The sequence below is a fragment of the Streptomyces sp. NPDC015144 genome (genome assembly GCF_043079735.1).
GTDB lineage: Bacteria > Actinomycetota > Actinomycetes > Streptomycetales > Streptomycetaceae > Streptomyces.
Map to the genome: position 1 here is coordinate 414,250 of NZ_JBIBUU010000001.1, position 14,503 is coordinate 428,752.

General features: G+C 73.4%; 13 protein-coding genes. 8 read left to right on the forward strand and 5 right to left on the reverse strand.

The genetic code is table 11. The annotated features are described in order from the left end of the window. The first annotated feature begins 215 nt into the window (after positions 1-215). The 5 genes from ACF08W_RS01770 (at position 216) to ACF08W_RS01790 (ending at position 5,760) form a co-directional block, all read left to right on the forward strand. Positions 216-1,193, forward strand: a complete 978-nt coding sequence (locus tag ACF08W_RS01770; protein ID WP_392278044.1) for an alpha/beta hydrolase — start codon at positions 216-218, stop codon at positions 1,191-1,193. After that, entirely contained in the window at positions 1,186-2,352 is a 1,167-nt protein-coding gene (locus ACF08W_RS01775) for an acyltransferase (protein ID WP_392278045.1), read from the forward strand. Before ACF08W_RS01770 ends, ACF08W_RS01775 begins: the two co-directional genes overlap by 8 nt. Before the next feature lie 10 nt (positions 2,353-2,362). Beyond that, positions 2,363-3,745 (forward strand): sensor histidine kinase, encoded by a 1,383-nt coding sequence (locus ACF08W_RS01780; protein ID WP_392278046.1) that lies wholly within the window; start codon positions 2,363-2,365, stop codon positions 3,743-3,745. Continuing rightward, positions 3,742-4,410: a response regulator gene (locus ACF08W_RS01785; RefSeq protein WP_385209376.1), complete on the forward strand. Its 669-nt coding sequence runs from the start codon at positions 3,742-3,744 to the stop codon at positions 4,408-4,410. The genes ACF08W_RS01780 and ACF08W_RS01785 overlap by 4 nt, the downstream gene beginning before the upstream one ends. A 204-nt stretch (positions 4,411-4,614) precedes the next feature. After that, positions 4,615-5,760, forward strand: coding sequence for a glycosyltransferase family 4 protein (locus ACF08W_RS01790; RefSeq protein ID WP_385209379.1), 1,146 nt, complete (start codon positions 4,615-4,617; stop codon positions 5,758-5,760). Between the two features lie 73 nt (positions 5,761-5,833). Here ACF08W_RS01790 and ACF08W_RS01795 read toward each other — a convergent pair whose 3' ends face one another. After that, positions 5,834-6,472 carry a TetR/AcrR family transcriptional regulator gene (locus ACF08W_RS01795; RefSeq protein ID WP_392278047.1) on the reverse strand — a complete coding sequence of 213 codons (639 nt, stop codon included), beginning with the start codon at positions 6,470-6,472 and terminating at the stop codon, positions 5,834-5,836. A gap of 116 nt (positions 6,473-6,588) precedes the next feature. Between ACF08W_RS01795 and ACF08W_RS01800 the strand changes: the two genes are divergently transcribed. Further along, complete coding sequence (locus ACF08W_RS01800; protein ID WP_392278328.1) at positions 6,589-7,599, forward strand: hypothetical protein; 1,011 nt, start codon at positions 6,589-6,591, stop codon at positions 7,597-7,599. Positions 7,600-7,621: 22 nt separating this feature from the next. Here ACF08W_RS01800 and ACF08W_RS01805 read toward each other — a convergent pair whose 3' ends face one another. The 4 genes from ACF08W_RS01805 to ACF08W_RS01820 form a co-directional block, all read right to left on the reverse strand. Next, positions 7,622-8,182 carry a hypothetical protein gene (locus ACF08W_RS01805; RefSeq protein ID WP_392278048.1) on the reverse strand — a complete coding sequence of 187 codons (561 nt, stop codon included), beginning with the start codon at positions 8,180-8,182 and terminating at the stop codon, positions 7,622-7,624. A 96-nt stretch (positions 8,183-8,278) separates the two neighbouring features. Further along, entirely contained in the window at positions 8,279-9,064 is a 786-nt protein-coding gene (locus tag ACF08W_RS01810) for a 3-oxoacyl-ACP reductase (RefSeq protein WP_352274582.1), read from the reverse strand. 5 nt (positions 9,065-9,069) lie between these two features. After that, complete coding sequence (locus ACF08W_RS01815) at positions 9,070-10,440, reverse strand: aldehyde dehydrogenase family protein (RefSeq protein WP_392278049.1); 1,371 nt, start codon at positions 10,438-10,440, stop codon at positions 9,070-9,072. 83 nt (positions 10,441-10,523) lie between these two features. Beyond that, complete coding sequence (locus ACF08W_RS01820; RefSeq protein ID WP_392278050.1) at positions 10,524-11,888, reverse strand: glutamine synthetase family protein; 1,365 nt, start codon at positions 11,886-11,888, stop codon at positions 10,524-10,526. Positions 11,889-12,209: 321 nt separating this feature from the next. Here ACF08W_RS01820 and eat point away from each other — a divergent pair, with 321 nt between their 5' ends. Continuing rightward, positions 12,210-13,667, forward strand: coding sequence for an ethanolamine permease (gene eat, locus ACF08W_RS01825; protein ID WP_385209393.1), 1,458 nt, complete (start codon positions 12,210-12,212; stop codon positions 13,665-13,667). Between the two features lie 47 nt (positions 13,668-13,714). Continuing rightward, positions 13,715-14,434, forward strand: a complete 720-nt coding sequence (locus tag ACF08W_RS01830; RefSeq protein WP_392278051.1) for a gamma-glutamyl-gamma-aminobutyrate hydrolase family protein — start codon at positions 13,715-13,717, stop codon at positions 14,432-14,434. Positions 14,435-14,503 lie beyond the last annotated feature (69 nt).

Sequence of the window (14,503 nt, forward strand, 5' to 3'; positions counted from 1 at the left end):
TGTACCAACGGCACAGTTCGGGCGTGCCACCGACCGTCCGGTCCCACCCGTTCCCGCCCCTGACCGCCGGTCATACCCGTAGTCCCAGGGAGCTACGGAACAGGTTCACACCCCGGTGGGACGCCGACTACCCGGCCCGGTCCCTAGCTTCTGTACCACTCGCTCCCCGCCCGTCCCTCCCCGAAGCCGCCAGGCACGGAAGGAACCGCCTCGTCATGCCGTCCTCACCCCGCACCGGTCGACTGCGCCGCGGCCTGCTCGCCGGGCTCGTGGCCGCCTCGGTCGCCGTTCCGGTCTCCGGCATGGCGCGCCCCGAGGCCGTCCCGGCGCCCGCGCCGGCCGCCCGGAACCCGCTGGGCACCGCCGCCCCGGCGGCCCTCGCCGAGCGGTACGCGGCCACCCGGACCGACATCGTCGCGGCCGAACGCGCGGCGGCCGGCCACGGGGACCGCGTCCGGGCCGCCGCACTCCACGAGATGGCCGGCCCCGCCCGCACCTTCCTCACCTTCGACGGGCGCGACGGCGGCCGCTCCGCCGAGGTCTTCGGCGACCTGGCGCGGGCGGAACGGATCGCCGTACTCGTCCCCGGCGCGGGCATCGGCCTCGACCACTACTGGCGGCTGCGCGACGGATCGCGCGCCCTGCTCCGCGAACTGGGCGGCCGCTCCGCGGTGATCGCCTGGCTCGGATACCCGACCCCGGACACGGTGAGCGTCGGCTCCGTCACCCCGGACCGCGCCATCGCGGCGGCCCCCGGACTCGTCGACTTCACCCATGAGCTGGAACGGCTCAAACCCGATGCCCGGACCGCACTGCTCTGCCACTCCTACGGCACCGTCGTCTGCGCGCGGGCCGCGCACGGAGTTCGGGCCGCCGACATCGTCCTGTACGGCAGCCCGGGAACCGGCTACCCGGACGCCGCCGCCCTGCGCACCGGGGCGACCGTCTGGGCGGGCCGCGCCGACGGTGACTGGATCGCCGACGTGCCGCACGTCCGGCTGCGACTGCCCTTCCTGGAGCTGGGCTTCGGCACCGACCCCGTCTCGCCGCGGTTCGGCGCCCGGATCTTCGCGGCGGGCGACGGGGGCCACGGCGACTACCTGAAGAGCGGCTCCGAACCACTGCGGAACATCGCCCGGATCGTGGCCGGCCGGGCCGGATCCGAACCGACCCGGGGAGAGCGCCATGCGTGACGTCGCCCAGCGGATCGAATCCGCCGCAACCACCACCACCGACCGCGACCGCGCCCTCGACGCCCTGCGCGCCCTCGCCATCCTCGGCGTCGTCCTCGGCCACTGGCTGGTGACTGCCCTGGTCGCCGACAGCGGCACCGTGCACGGCGCCAGTCCGCTGCGCGACCTCCCCGAACTCGTTCCGGCCACCTGGCTGTTCCAGACCCTGGCGGTCTTCTTCCTGGTCGGCGGAGTGGTCGGGGCGCGCAGCCATGCCACGGCCCGCGCCCGGGGCGAGAGCTACGGCCGCTGGCTGCGGGCCCGGACCGTCCGGCTGCTGCGCCCGACCGCCGTGCTCCTGGCCGTGTGGGCCGCCGTGGCGGTCGCCCTGCTGGCCTCCGGCACCGACCAGGACACCGTGCGGGCCCTGGGCAAGCTGGTCTGGTCGCCGCTGTGGTTCGTCGTGGTCCTCATGGGCCTCACGGCAGCCACCCCCCTGGTGGCACGGCTCCATCCGCTCTGGCCGTTCGCCGTCGTGCTCGTCGTCGACCTGTACCGCTTCGGACTGGACGCCCCCACCGCGCTCGCCTCGGTCAACGTGGCGGCCGGCTGGCTGGTGCCGTACTGCCTCGGCGCGGCCTGGGCGCGCGGCGAGCTGTGCGGCCGCCGGACCGGCTGGACCCTGCTGCTCGGCGGCGCCGCGGCCACCGCCGCGCTCGTCCGCTGGGGCGGCTACCCCGCGTCCATGGTCGGTGTGCCCGGCACGGAGATCTCCAACCTCGACCCGCCGACCCTCGCGGTGGTCACCTTCGGCCTCGCGCAGTGCGGCGCGGCGCTGCTCCTGCTCGGCCCGCTGCGCCGGATGCTGCGGCGCCCCGTTCTCTGGGCCGGGGTCGCCGTACTCAACCTCTCCGCCATGACGGTGTTCCTCTGGCACCAGACCGCGATGATCGCGGTCACCGCGCTCGGCCTGACGGCCCCAACCCCCCTGCCGGGCCTGCACACCCCGCCCGACCACCCCGGCTGGGTGCTCGCCCGGCTGGCCTGGCTACCGGTGTTCGCCGTCGCGCTGGCGCTCTGCCGGGCGGCCTTCCACGGGTACGAGCGGCGGCGTCCGCGCGGAGAGAGCCTGGTCGTCAGAGCGGAACGCCCCCGACGGACGGCGGCCGGAGGTGTCTAAGGTGCCAACCGTGAACGGGGAATACACGGTGAAACGTTCGGTACGGTGGCTGCGGGCCCTGCCCCGTACGCTGCGCGAGGACCTTCTGACGACGCGGGAGGACCCGAACAGGAGCTACGGGAAGCCGCGTTGGCTGGAGTGGCGACCGGTCATCATGGTGCCGCTGGTGATGGTCGCGGCGGGCCTGCTCGTCGCCAACACCAACCTGTACGCCTTCCAGTTCGGTGCGGGCATCCAACTCGGCCTCCCCTTCGCCGTGGTCCAGACGGTGGCGCTCCTCGCCGTCCTGTACCGCCCGGTCCCGGCCTGGTGGGCATCGCTGCTCGTGACGGTGGTGGTCACCCCGTTCGCCGCCAACGCCGCCTCCGCGCCGGAGGAAATCCTCTTCGGAGCCACCCCTTTCGCGGGGCCCGAGCCCTCCGTGTACCCCTGGAACGCGACCTGTGTCGCGGTGCAGGCCGGGGTGCTCTTCCTGCTCGCCCTGAGGGTGCGGCCCAGGGTCGCCGTCGAAGCCCTGGCGATCACCGCACTGGTGGGACTCGCCTGCGACGCGGCGGTCTCCCGGGGCGGGGGCCCCGGCCCCCGACTCGCCCTCGTCGTCCTCGTCGTCGTCACGATGCTGGGCACCGCCCTGCGCGGCCTGTCCGTGGCCCGTACCCGACTGGTCGTGCAGGAGGGGCTGACCGCCGAGGAGCGCGCCCGACGCACCCTGCTGGAGGAACGCAACCGCATCGCCCGCGAACTCCACGACGTGGTCGCCCACCACATGTCCGTCATCTCCATCCAGGCCCAGGTCGTCCCGCACCTGGTCGACAACCCCTCCGACGAACTCCGGGAGAACGTCGAGGGCATCCGCCGCAACGCGGTCGACGCCCTCACCGAACTCCGCCGCGTCCTCGGCGTACTGCGCTCCGAGGACCCCCTTCCGCAGGCGGACCGGCACGCCCCGCAGCCCACCCTCGACCGGCTCGACGACCTCGTCGGCAACGCGCGCGCGGCCGGACTCGACGTCACCGCCACGGTCACCGGGGAACGGCGCCCGCTGTCGCCCGGCGTCGAACTGTCGGCCTTCCGCATCGTGCAGGAGGCGCTCAGCAACGCGATCCGGCACGCCCCCGGCGCCCGGGTCCGGGTGGAGATCGGCCACCAACCGGACGCGGTCGTGGTCCGGGTCACCAACACCAGACCGGACCGGGCCGCCCCGCCCGCCCGCGACGGGGGCCACGGCCTGCTCGGCATGCGCGAACGCACCGCGATGCTGGGCGGCGAACTCGCCACCGGAGCCACCCCCGACGGGGGATTCGACGTCACTGCGATACTTCCCGCACTGCCCCCGGCGGAGCCCGTCCGCCGCCCCGTCCGCCCCGCCGACCCCGCAGAGGATCCCCGATGACGGACATCCGCGTCCTGATCGCCGACGACCAGATGATGGTCCGCCAGGGCTTCACGGTGCTGCTGAACGCCGAACCCGGGATCGAGGTGGTCGGCCAGGCGGTGGACGGCGCCGACGCGGTGGAGAAGGTGGCCGAACTCGCCCCGGACGTCGTCCTGATGGACATCCGGATGCCCCGGCTCGGCGGCATCGAGGCGACCCGTGCCGTCACCGGGGCCGACGGCGCCACCACCAAGGTCCTGGTCCTGACCACCTTCGATCTCGACGAGTACGTCTACGAGGCGCTGCGCGCCGGGGCCTCCGGATTCCTCCTGAAGGACGCCTCGGCCGATGAACTCGCCCACGCCGTACGGGTGGTGGCCGAGGGCGACGCGCTGCTCGCCCCCAACATCACCAAGCGGCTGATCGCCGAGTTCGCCCGGGTGAGCGCCGCCCCGCGCCCCCCGGCCGGGCGGGCGGGGGAGCTGACGGAGCGCGAGACCGAGGTCCTGGCGCTGATCGCCCAGGGGCTGTCCAACACCGAGATCGCCGGACGGCTCGTGGTGGCGGAGCAGACCGTGAAGACCCATGTGGGCCGGATCCTGGCCAAGCTCGGGCTGCGCGACCGTACCCAGGCCGCGGTCCACGCCTTCGAAACCGGCCTGGTGCGCCCCAGCGGATACTGAACAACCACCTTTCACACGGCAGTTGGCTGCCTCTTGCAGGTAGCGTACTGCCGGGTACCGTCCCGCCCGCACCCTCATCACATCGGTGACCGGACGCCCCCTGGGCCGCCCCGGTGAGCCGTCATGCCCGTGACCGGGCTCCGGGCTGCCCGCTTCCGTACGAATCCGACCGTTCCCTGCCTGCCGAAGGAAACCGAGAACCACATGGGCTCCACCCTCGTCATCACCAACGACTTTCCGCCACGTCAGGGCGGTATTGAGACGTTCGTGCACGCGATGGCCACCCGCGTCCCCGACGACGACGTGGTCGTCTACACCTCGCACGAGCCCGGTGACGCCGCGTACGACGCCGGCCTGCCGTTCCCCGTGGTGCGCGACCCGGCCCGGACGCTGCTGCCGACCGGGCGGGCGACCCGCAGGGCCGTCGAGATCGCCGAGGCGCACGGCTGTGACCGGGTCTGGTTCGGTGCCGCCGCCCCGCTGGCCCTGATGGCGCCGGCCCTGCGACGCGCCGGGGTGCGGCGCATCGTGGCCACCACCCACGGCCACGAGATCTGGTGGGCCAGGACGCCCGGCGCGCGCCAACTCATGCGCCGAATAGGCACCGGTGTCGACGTGGTCACCTACCTCGGGCAGTACACCCGCGCCCGGATCGAGCCCGCGCTCGGTCCCCGGGCGAGCATGAGCCGGCTGGTCCCCGGGGTCGATCCCGAGGCGTACCGCCCCCGCGCCGACGCCGGACCGGACCCGCGCACCGCGCTCGGGCTGGGAGACGCGCGCATCATCCTCTGCGTGGCCAGACTGGTGCCCCGGAAGGGTCAGGACACCCTCATCCGGGCGCTGCCGTTGATCCGGCGGCGGGTGCCCGACGCGGTGCTGCTGGTGGTGGGGAAGGGGCCCGACGAGGCGCGGCTGCGCAAGCTGGCGGCCCGGCACGGCGAGGGGGCCGTCCACTTCGTGGGCGGGGTCCCGCACAGCGGCACACCGTCCTACTACGCCGCGGCGGACGTCTTCGCGATGCCCTGCCGCACCCGGCGGGCCGGTCTGGAGGCGGAGGGGCTCGGCATCGTCTTCCTGGAGGCGGCGGCGAGCGGACTGCCGGTGGTCGTCGGCGACTCGGGCGGCGCCCCGGACACCGTCCTCGACGGCCGGACCGGCCGGGTGGTGGACGGCACCGACACCGGGGCCGTGGCCGAGGCGCTGACCGGCGTCCTCCTCGACCCGGACCGTGCCGCGATGGGCGCCGCCGGCCGTGCCTGGGTCGAGGAGTCCTGGTCCTGGGACGCGTCGGCCCGTCATCTGACCCGGCTTCTGACCCCCGTCGACGAGGAGCCGCCGGGCACCGTGTGAGCGGGACCGCCCGGGAGTCCGACATCGCTGCGCCCGAGGCCGCGCCCGCCGGACGGCCCCGGCGGGCGCGGGTTCACGGCCGGGCGGCCCGTTCGGCGGCGTCCAGCGCGGGCGCGAGCGGGGCCAGTGCCGCGCGGAGCCGGTCGGCCAGGGGGCCCGAGGGCACGACCAGCCCTCCGGCCCCGGGGCTCTCGGCGGGCCGCAGCCACTCCTCCAGCGCGATGCGGACCGCCGCCGCCACGCTCGCCGCGAGGACACGGGCCGTCTGCGCTCCGGTGCCGCCCAGCCGTTCGGAGATCACCGCGGCGAGCGGCGGTTCGATGGCGGCGGTGGTCCCGAGGAACGCCTCGCGCAGCGCGGTCCGCGTGGTGATCAGCAGCAGCGCCCGGGGCGTCTGCTCGCCGGTGTCGGTGTACTGCCCGACCACCGCCTCGGTGATGGCGTCGGCCAGCCGCACTCCGGCCGGACGGGCCGCGACCGCCGCCGCGATCCGGGTCTCCCGGTCGTCGGTGACGGCGGAGACGATCGCCTGCTCGCGGCTGGCGAAGTAGTTGTTGTAGGTGCGCGGCGAAACCCCGGCCGCCTCGGCGATGTCCTCGACCCGTACCTGGTCCGGTCCGTGCTCCACGGCCAGGCGCAGCGCCGCCTCGCGCAATGCCGCACGAGTCGCCTGCTTCTTCCGTTCCCGCAGACCCGGTGGTGGTGTCGTCATGGCGACAGCCTCCCATGTGAAAGTGCGTGCACGCAAACTTGCGTGCACGCACTTTTTGCGTCAGCCTCGGTGTCTCCGGGAGCGAGAGGAAGGACGCCACCGTGCGAGCAAGAGGAATGACCTACGACACCGGATTCGTCCGGAACGGCCGGACGGCCCGGGAGCGGCTCGACCCCGAGGTGGTCCGGCGCGAACTCGCCGTCATCCGCGACGACCTGCACTGCAATGCCGTCCAGGTCATCGGTGGCGACCCGGGTCGGCTGGAGCTGGCCTCGGGGATCGCCGCGGAGCTCGGTCTGGAGGTCTGGTTCTCGCCCTACCCCCTGGAGCTCGAGCCGGAGCGGATCCTCGCGCTCTTCGCCGACTGCGCCGAGCGGGCCGAACGGATCCGGCGGCGGGGAGCCGACGTCGTCTTCGTCGCGGGGGTCGAGCTGAGTGTGATGAACCGGGGCTTCCTGCCCGGCGGGACTCCCGAGGAGCGGGTCCAGGGGCTGATGGGACGGCCCGAGCGGCGGAGCGAGGCGATGGGCGAACTCGGCGTCCGTGTCAACGCGTTCCTCCGCGACGCCGCGGCCACCGTCCGCGAGCGGTTCGGGGGACGGCTCACCTACGCGGCCATCCAGTTCGAGCAGATCGACTGGGACCCCTTCGACATCACCACGTTCGAGCTGATCCGCTCCGCCGGGATCGCCCATCTGTTCCGGGACGCGGTGCGCACCCTGGCCCGGGGGCCGAAGCCGCTCGCCATGACCGGGTTCGGCACCGCGGCCTACCTCGGCGCGGGGGACCGCGGCGGACGCGTGCTGGACGTGGTCGAGCACGATCCGGAGACCGGCGCGCCGGTGCGGCTCGACGGCGTGTACGAGCGCGACGAGGCCGGTCAGGCCGCCTACCTGGACGAACTGCTGGAGGTCTTCGAGACCGAGGGCGTGGACAGCGCGTTCGTGTTCCTGTTCGCCCTGTCCGGCTACCCGCACCGCCCGGACGGTGACCCCCGGGACGACCTGGACCGGGCCGGGCTCGGCATCGTCAAACTCCTCGAAGGCCGTCGCGGGCACACCTACCCCGACATGGAATGGGAGCCCAAGGAGGCGTTCGCGGCGGTGGCGCGGCGGTACCGGCGGTGACGCCCGCGCGCGCGGCCTTCGGCTACGACGCGGACCCGCGCTCCATCACATAGGTGTTCCCGATGTCGGGGTCGCCGCAGAAGAAGAACAGCACCGGCGCGTCGCGCTTGTCGCGGTCCACGTGGAAGCTCCACGCGTACGTCGACGGGGCCTCGGGGCCCGAAGCGCCGGGTTCGGAGGCATCGGGCTCCGGGGTACCGGGTTCCGGGGTTTCGGCGGACGTCCCGGGAGGACGCCGGTCCACCCGCGTCCGGTCCGTCAGCACGAGTCGGACGGTCTGTCCGCCGCTCGTGTCGGTCAGTCGCCAGGTTCCCCGGCCGGAGAGGCGCCAGCCGTCGTCGTAGTCGAAGCCCTGTCCGTCGAGCTTCTCCAGAACGGCCGTGCCGTCCCGGCGGAGGACGACACGGGTCCCCTCGACGGACTTCCAGTCCCCGGCCACCTCGGTGACCGTCGCGTCGTGGAGCCCGGTTCCCTCGTAGTACTGGGCGGCGCCGGCGCACGACACCGTCGTGGCGGCCACCACGACGGCCGCCACGGCTCCGAGGAACGCCCGCCGCGTGCGCGGCCCGCCTCCACCCGACATCGGGACCTCCCGTACGCGGCCCGTTCCGGTCAAGCCGTCGGCGGCAGCCTCCCATACCCCTGTTGAACACGTTCAACAGGGGTATGGGGCCGGGCTCTAGAGCGGCGTGACGTACGCGCCGGAGATCCCGCCGTCCACCAGGAAGTCGGTGGCGTTGACGAAGGAGGAGTCGTCGCTGGCGAGGAAGGCCACGGCGGCGGCGATCTCGGTGGCCTCGGCGAAACGGCCGACCGGGATGTGCACCAGCCGGCGGGCGGCCCGCTCCGGGTCCTTCGCGAACAGCTCCTGGAGGAGCGGGGTGTTGACCGGCCCGGGGCAGAGCGCGTTGACCCGGATGCCCTCCCGCGCGAACTGCACGCCCAGCTCCCGCGACATCGCCAGCACCCCGCCCTTGGACGCGGTGTACGAGATCTGCGAGGTGGCCGCGCCCATCCTGGCCACGAAGGACGCCGTGTTGATGATGGAGCCCTTGCCCTGGCGGCGCATGTACGGGATGGCCGCCTTGCAGCACAGGTAGACGGAGGTGAGGTTGACCTCCTGCACCCGGCGCCAGGCGTCGAGCCCGGTCTCCAGGATGGAGTCGTCCTCGGGCGGCGAGATCCCCGCGTTGTTGAAGGCGATGTCGACCGAGCCGTAGGTGTCGAACGCCGCCCTGAACAGGGCCTCCACCTGCTCGGCGTCGGTCACGTCGGTGCGGACGAAGAGGCCGCCGACCTCCTCCGCGGCGGCCTTGCCGTGCTCCTCGTCCACATCGGCGCAGACGACGTGCGCGCCCTCGGCGGCCAGCCGTCGCGCGGTGGCCAGCCCGATGCCGCTCCCGGCCCCGGTGACGACGGCGGTACGGCCGGTCAGGCGGCGGCAGACACTGGTGGTGTCGGTCATGGTGCTCAGTCCTCCGTGCTGATGAAGATGTTCTTGGTCTCGGTGAACGCGGTGAGGGCGTCGGGGCCGAGCTCGCGGCCCAGCCCGGACTGCCGGTAGCCGCCGAAGGGCGTGGCGTACCGGACGCTGGAGTGCGAGTTGACCGAGAGGTTCCCGGCCCGCAGCCCCTGGCCGACCCGCAGCGCACGGCCCACGTCCCGGGTCCACACGGACCCGGACAGTCCGTACTCCGTCGCGTTCGCCAGCCGTACGGCGTCCGCCTCGTCGTCGAACGGCAGCACCACGGCGACCGGGCCGAAGACCTCCTCGACGGCGACCGGGGCGTCGGGATCCACCCCGACGAGGACGGTCGGCGGGTACCAGAACCCCGGGCCGTCGGGCGCCGAGCCGAGGATCCTGCCCGTCCCGGCCGACGGCGCGCCGGCCACGTAGGAGCGCACCCGGTCCCGCTGGGCGGCCGAGATCAGCGGCCCCATCGCGGTCTTCTCGTCGGACGGGTCACCGACCACCACGCCCGCGACCGCCGGTTCCAGCAGCTCCAGGAAGCGGTCGTGGACCGACCGTTCGACCAGGATGCGGGTGCGGGCGCAGCAGTCCTGTCCCGCGTTGTCCAGGAAGGACATGGGGGCGGCGGCCGCCGCGGCCGGCAGATCGGCGTCGGCGAAGACCACGTTCGGGCTCTTGCCGCCGAGCTCCAGGGTGAGCCGCTTCACGCGGTCGGCGCAGCGGGCCATGATGTGCTTTCCGGTCCGGGTGGAACCGGTGAAGACGATCTTGGCGACACCGGGGTGCTCCACCAGGGCGGCACCGGCCACCGGCCCCTCGCCCGGCAGCACCTGGAGGAGTCCGTCGGGCAGACCGGCCTCCAGGGCCAGTTCGCTCAGGCGCAGTGCGGTCAGCGGGGTGGTCTCGGCGGGTTTGAGCAGGACGGCGTTGCCGGCGGCGAGCGCCGGCGCCGCTCCCCAGGCGGCGATCGGCATCGGGAAGTTCCAGGGCGCGATGACACCGACGACGCCGAGCGGCTCCAGCAGGGTGAAGTCGATGCCTCCGGCGACCGGGATCTGACGGCCCAGCAGCCGCTCGACACCGCCCGCGCAGTAGTCGAGGAGGTCGCGTACGTTGCCCGCCTCCCAGCGGGCGTTGCCGAGGGTGTGACCGGCTTCGCGGACCTCGGTCAGGGCCAGCTCCTCGACGTGCGCGTCGACCGCGGAGGCGAACCGGCGGAGCAGCCGGGCGCGGTCGGCGGGTGCCGCGGCGGCCCAGACGCGCTGGGCGGCCGTGGCGCGGACGACGGCCGCGTCGACATCGGCGGCGGTGGCGGCCGGGACGGTGGCGACCACCTCGGCGGTGGCCGGGTTCAGGACGTCCAGGGTCACTCGTGCGTCCGTGGTGGGTGCTGCGTTCGGGTGGGACACGTACGGGCCTCGATCGGGAGTGGCGGACGGGGCGGGGGAGGAGGTCACAGGCGTTCGAAGGAGCGCCGGAGTTCCCAGTCGGTGACGGCGGCGTCGTAGGCGGCCAGTTCGACACGGGCCATGTTCAGGTAGTGCGCGACGACCTCCTCGCCGAACACCTCCTTGGCGATGGGGCTGGCCTCCCACAGGTCGGCGGCCTCGCGCAGGGTGGTGGGCACCTGCTCGTACCCGGCGGTGTAGGCGTTGCCCGCGCAGGGCTCCGGGAGTGCCAGCCCCTTCTCCACGCCGTACAGCCCGGCGGCGACCAGTCCGGCGGTGGCGAGGTACGGGTTGACGTCGCCACCGGGCAGCCGGTTCTCGAAGCGGCGGGAGGAGCCGTGCCCGACCACGCGCAGCGCGCAGGTGCGGTTGTCGTGGCCCCAGGCGACGGCGGTCGGCGCGAAGGAGCCGGGCTGGAACCGCTTGTAGGAGTTGATGTTCGGCGCGTACAGCAGGGAGAAGTCGCGCAGCGCGGCGAGCTGCCCGGCGAGGAAGTGCCGCATCAGCTCCGACATGCCGTCCGGGCCGTCACCGGCCATGGCGTTCACGCCGTCGGCGTCGGTGAGCGAGAGATGGATGTGGCAGGAGTTGCCCTCGCGCTCGTCGTACTTGGCCATGAAGGTGAGCGCGACGCCCTCCTGCGCGGCGATCTCCTTGGCGCCCGTCTTGTAGACGGCGTGCTGGTCGCAGGTGACCAGCGCCTCGTCGTAGCGGAAGACGATCTCGTGCTGTCCGAGGTTGCACTCGCCCTTGGCGGACTCGACGGTCAGTCCGGCGCCCCGCATCTCGTTGCGGATGCGGCGCAGCAGCGGTTCGACGCGGCCGGTGCCGAGGATGGAGTAGTCGATGTTGTACTGGTTGGCCGGGGTCAGCCCCCGGTAGCCGCGGTCCCAGGCCTGCTCGTAGCTGTCCTTGAAGACGATGAACTCCAGCTCCGTCCCCACCTGGGCACGGAGCCCGAGGGCGGCCAGCCGGTCCAGCTGACGGCGCAGCACCTGGCGCGGTGCGGCGGCGACCGGGCTGCCGTCGTCCCAGGCGAGGTCCGCCAGCAGCATCACGGTGCCCTGGTGCCAGGGCACCGGCCGCAGCGTCGCCAGGTCCGGGAGCATCGCGAAGTCGCCGTAACCGCGCTCCCAGGAGGACATCGCGTACCCGTCGACGGTGTTCATCTCGGTGTCCACCGCGAGCAGGTAGTTGCAGCCCTCGGTGCCGTGCTCCAGCACCTCGGCGAGGAAGAAGTCCGCGGCGAACCGCTTGCCCTGGAGCCGCCCCTGCATGTCCGGGAAGGCCAGCACGACGGTGTCGACGGACCCGTCCGCGACGAGCGCGCGCAGCTTCTCGACGGTCAGCGGGGGTGTGCGGTCTGCCACGGGATTCCTCCTTGGGTGCACCGGGATCCGTAAGGTATGACAGGAGACCATTGATTGGGAAGGGGGCCCGGCCGAGGGTGCCGGACCGGTGTTCCGGTCGCTTGAGGCGGGTGGGTGCGGAGGTCTTGACGGTGGCTGATGACGGGAGATCGCGTCATCCGTGTCGCCGTTCGATGCCTGCCTCTTGTGTTTCACCGGGCGTTCCACAAAGGTGTGCGGTTGAACCTTTGATCGACGACCGGTCCGTCTGCCCTCCCCGTCTCCCCGTCTCCCCGCGACTCCGTGCCGACACGGAGCCGTCGCCACACGTCTGGAGCGCCCATGACCCAGGGAACCGACACCCCCACCAGCCCACCCGGCGAACCGTCTGGCACCGACGCCTACCTGCACCGCCGCACCCTGCGCCGGGGCAGCGCGGGATGGCTGCTGCTCACCGGTCTCGGCGTCGCGTACGTCGTCTCCGGCGACTACTCGGGCTGGAACATCGGCCTGTCCAAGGGCGGCTTCGGCGGACTCGCGGCGGCCATGGTGCTGATGGGCCTGATGTACGCCTGCCTGGTCTTCGCGCTCGCCGAACTCTCCGCCATCCTGCCCACCGCGGGCGGCGGTTACGGCTTCGCCCGCCGGGCGCTCGGCACCTGGGGCGGCTTCCTGACCGGAACGGCCATCCTCATCGAGTACATCCTCGCCCCCGCCGCCATCTCGCTGTTCATCGGCGACTACGTCGAATCCCTCGGTCTGTTCGGGCTCACCTCGGGATGGCCCGTCTACCTCGTCTGCTTCGCCCTGTTCATCGGCATCCACCTCTGGGGCGTCGGCGAGGCGCTGCGGTTCAGCCTGGTCGTGACCGCCGTCGCGGTGGCCGCGCTGCTCGTCTTCGCCGTCGGCGCGCTCACCGACTTCGACGTCCACCGGCTCGACGACATACCGGTGGACCACGGCGCCTTCGGGGCGTCGAGCTGGCTGCCCTTCGGGCTGCTCGGCATCTGGGCCGCCTTCCCCTTCGGCATGTGGTTCTTCCTCGGCGTCGAGGGCGTGCCGCTCGCCGCCGAGGAGGCCAGGGACCCGGTCAGGTCGATGCCGAGGGCGCTGGCCATCTCGCTGACCGTCCTGGTGGGGCTGGCGGTGCTCACCTTCCTCGCCGCCACCGGGGCCCAGGGCGCCCGCGCCATCCAGGAGGCGGGCAACCCCCTGGTGGTCGCGCTGGAGGGCGGGGGCGGACCCACCGGCCTGAGCCGCTTCGTGAACTACGCCGGCCTCGCCGGACTGGTGGCGTCCTTCTTCTCACTGATCTACGCCGGCTCCCGCCAGCTCTTCGCGCTCTCCCGGGCCGGCTACCTGCCGCGCTTCCTCTCGCTGACCAACCGCCGCAAGTCCCCCTACCTCGGCCTGTTGATCCCCGGCGCGATCGGCTTCACCCTGGCCGCCTGGATCGGCAACGGCGGCCGGATCCTGAACGTCGCCGTCTTCGGCGCCACCATCAGCTACGCCCTGATGGCGCTCTCCCACATCGTGCTGCGCCGCCGCGAACCGGCGCTCGAACGCCCCTACCGCACCCCGGGCGGCGCGCTCACCTCCTCCGTGGCGTTCGTCCTGGCATGCTCGGCGCTGGTGGCGACCTTCCTGGTGGACCGGGACGCGGCGTTCATCGCCCTCGGCGTGTACGCGGTGGCGCTGGCCTACTTCGCGTTCTACAGCCGCCACCGTCTGGTCGCGGGCGCCCCGGAGGAGGAGTTCGCCGCCCTGGCGGCGGCCGAGGCCGAACTGTCACGCGACTGAACACCCCCGACCGGCAAGGGAGTCGGGGAGAAACCGGAGGAAGCCCCATGGCCCGGCCCGTCATCGGCATCAGCACCTACCAGGAACCGGCCCGGTGGGGCGTGTGGGAGATGCCCGCCGCCCTGCTGCCCGCCGGCTACCCCCGCCTGGTGCGGGCGGCGGGCGGGCTGGCGGTGCTGCTGCCGCCCGACGACACCGCCGACGCGGCCCGGGAGGCCGTCGACGCGCTGGACGGCCTGGTCGTCGCGGGCGGCGCCGACGTCGAACCGGCCCGCTACGGCGCCCGCCCCGACCCCCGCACCGGCTCGCCCAGCCGCGCCCGGGACACCTGGGAGCTGGCGCTGATCGAGGCGGCGATCGACCGGGGCGTCCCCCTGCTCGGCATCTGCCGGGGCATGCAGCTGCTCAACGTCGCCCTCGGCGGCACCCTGCACCAGCACCTGGACGGGCACACCGGAGGCACCGGCGTCTTCGGCGAACACACCGTCACCCCCGTGCCCGGCACCCGTTACGCCGAGGCCGTCGCAGGGCCGGTCGCGGTGCCGACCTACCACCACCAGGCCGTGGACCGGCTGGGGGCCGGGCTCACGGCGAGTGCCCACGCGGCCGACGGCACCGTGGAGGCGATCGAGCTGACCGGCCGCACCGCCCTGGTGCTCGGGGTCCAGTGGCACCCCGAGGCGGGCGAGGACACCCGGGTCATGGCCGCGCTCGTGGCAGCGGCCCGGGACCGCTCCGTCACCCGGGCGGGCGTGCCGACACTCTGACGCACGGGCCGCGGCGGGGCGGCGCGGGTGCGCCCCCCATGCCCCGTGCGCCCCCTCGCTCCCTTGTCA

Coding starts and splice junctions, on each gene's coding strand:
- eat (WP_385209393.1), top strand. CDS start 12,210: ATGACCCAGGGAACCGACACCCCCACCAGCCCACCCGGCGAACCGTCT.
- ACF08W_RS01775 (WP_392278045.1), top strand. CDS start 1,186: ATGCGTGACGTCGCCCAGCGGATCGAATCCGCCGCAACCACCACCACC.
- ACF08W_RS01795 (WP_392278047.1), bottom strand. CDS start 6,472: ATGACGACACCACCACCGGGTCTGCGGGAACGGAAGAAGCAGGCGACT.
- ACF08W_RS01790 (WP_385209379.1), top strand. CDS start 4,615: ATGGGCTCCACCCTCGTCATCACCAACGACTTTCCGCCACGTCAGGGC.
- ACF08W_RS01785 (WP_385209376.1), top strand. CDS start 3,742: ATGACGGACATCCGCGTCCTGATCGCCGACGACCAGATGATGGTCCGC.
- ACF08W_RS01830 (WP_392278051.1), top strand. CDS start 13,715: ATGGCCCGGCCCGTCATCGGCATCAGCACCTACCAGGAACCGGCCCGG.
- ACF08W_RS01805 (WP_392278048.1), bottom strand. CDS start 8,182: ATGTCGGGTGGAGGCGGGCCGCGCACGCGGCGGGCGTTCCTCGGAGCC.
- ACF08W_RS01800 (WP_392278328.1), top strand. CDS start 6,589: ATGACCTACGACACCGGATTCGTCCGGAACGGCCGGACGGCCCGGGAG.
- ACF08W_RS01810 (WP_352274582.1), bottom strand. CDS start 9,064: ATGACCGACACCACCAGTGTCTGCCGCCGCCTGACCGGCCGTACCGCC.
- ACF08W_RS01770 (WP_392278044.1), top strand. CDS start 216: ATGCCGTCCTCACCCCGCACCGGTCGACTGCGCCGCGGCCTGCTCGCC.